Source organism: Saccharomonospora saliphila YIM 90502 (assembly GCF_000383795.1).
GTDB classification, from domain to species: Bacteria; Actinomycetota; Actinomycetes; order Mycobacteriales; family Pseudonocardiaceae; genus Saccharomonospora; species Saccharomonospora saliphila.
On record NZ_KB912640.1, the window covers coordinates 246,650 to 248,270 of the forward strand.

The 1,621-nt window shown below is 72.2% G+C and carries 1 protein-coding gene; it reads left to right on the plus strand.

The window, feature by feature from the left end; all coding sequences use genetic code 11:
* On the plus strand, positions 1-1,528 hold a 1,528-nt coding region (locus tag SACSA_RS0106280), incomplete at its 5' end, for a dolichyl-phosphate-mannose--protein mannosyltransferase (RefSeq protein ID WP_028661604.1).
* Positions 1,529-1,621 lie beyond the last annotated feature (93 nt).

A 1,621-nucleotide genomic window follows, 5' to 3' on the forward strand; every position in this document is an offset into this window, starting at 1 on the left:
CGCGGCGCCCCGCGCGCGGCGGCCACCGAGCGACCGCGAAGCCGCGCTGCTGGGCAGACCGATGCCCGGCGACCGGCTCCGCGCCGTGGTGGTCACCGCCGTACTCGCGATCATCGGCGGCGTCGTCCGCTTCCAGAACCTCGGCTTCCCCACCGACGAGGGCACGCCGGTGTTCGACGAGAAGCACTACGTTCCCCAGGCGTGGCAGATGCTGCGCAACGGCGGCTACGAGGACAACTACGGCTACGAGCTGATCGTCCATCCGCCGCTGGCCAAGCAGCTCATCGCGATCGGCGAATGGATCTTCGGCTACGACGGCTGGGGCTGGCGGTTCAGCGCCGCCCTGGCCGGGACGCTGATCGTGGTGCTCACGGTCGTCATCGCCCGGCGGCTCACGCGCTCCACCCTGCTCGGCGGGCTCGCCGGGGTGCTGGTCATCGCCGACGGCGTGCTGCACCTGCAATCCCGCATGGGGATGCTGGACATCTTCATCGCCCTGTTCGTGCTGGCCGCGTTCGGGTGCCTGCTGCGCGACCGCGACCAGGTGCGCGAGCGGTTCGCGGTGGCCGTGCGCGAGGGCTGGGCGGAGGCGTCGCCGTACGGGCCGAGGCTCGGGTTCCGCTGGTGGCGCTTCGGCACGGGCGTGCTGCTCGGTCTGGCCACGGCGGTGAAGTGGTCGGGGGCCTACTGGGTGATCGCCTTCGCCCTGCTGTGCCTGGCCTTCGACGTCAGCGCCCGGAAGGCGGCCGGGGTGCGCAGGCCGTGGGCCGGGGTGCTGCGCCGGGACCTGCTGCCCGCCGCCTTCGCCCTCGGCGTCGTCTCGGTCGGGGTGTACCTGAGTAGCTGGTGGGCGTGGTTCGCCAGCGAGACGGCCACCGACCGGCACTACGTGGAGATCGAGAACGTCGGCTCCGGCGCGTTCGGGTTCGTCCCCGACGCCCTGCGGTCGCTGGTGCTCTACACGCTCAACGTGCTCGACTTCCACAGCGGCCTCTCGACCCCGGAAGGCGACCCGCACCCGTGGGAGTCGAAGCCGTGGACGTGGCCGATGGGCCTGCGCCCGATGCTGTACTACTACGAGTCGGGCGAGCACGTGACCGGCTGCGGGACGTCGGAGTGCGTCAGCGCCACGATGCTGGTCGGCACACCCGCGATGTGGTGGCTGGCGCTGCCGCTGCTGGCCTGGACGCTGTGGCGCGCGGTGTTCCGCGCCGACTGGCGCTACGCCGCCGTGGCCGTGGCCTACCTGGCGGGCCTGCTGCCGTGGTTTCTCAACCTCGACCGGCAGATGTACTACTTCTACGCCACCCCGCTCGCACCGTTCCTCGTGCTCGGGCTGACGCTGGTACTCGGCCAGATACTGGGCCGCGCCCGCGCGGGCGAGCGACGCGGGACCGGGCTGCTGGTCGTCTCGCTTTACGTCGGCCTCGTGGTGGCGAACTTCGTCTGGCTGTGGCCGATCCTCAACGGCGACGCGATCACGCACGACCGGTGGCAGGCCGAGCTGTGGCTGCCATCCTGGCGCTGACCCCTCCACACCCGCGCACCCGTGCGCGGACACCGCGGGCGCCGAGGCACGCCGCCACCGATCCACCGCGCCGCCGGACCGCCCAAGCCGCCC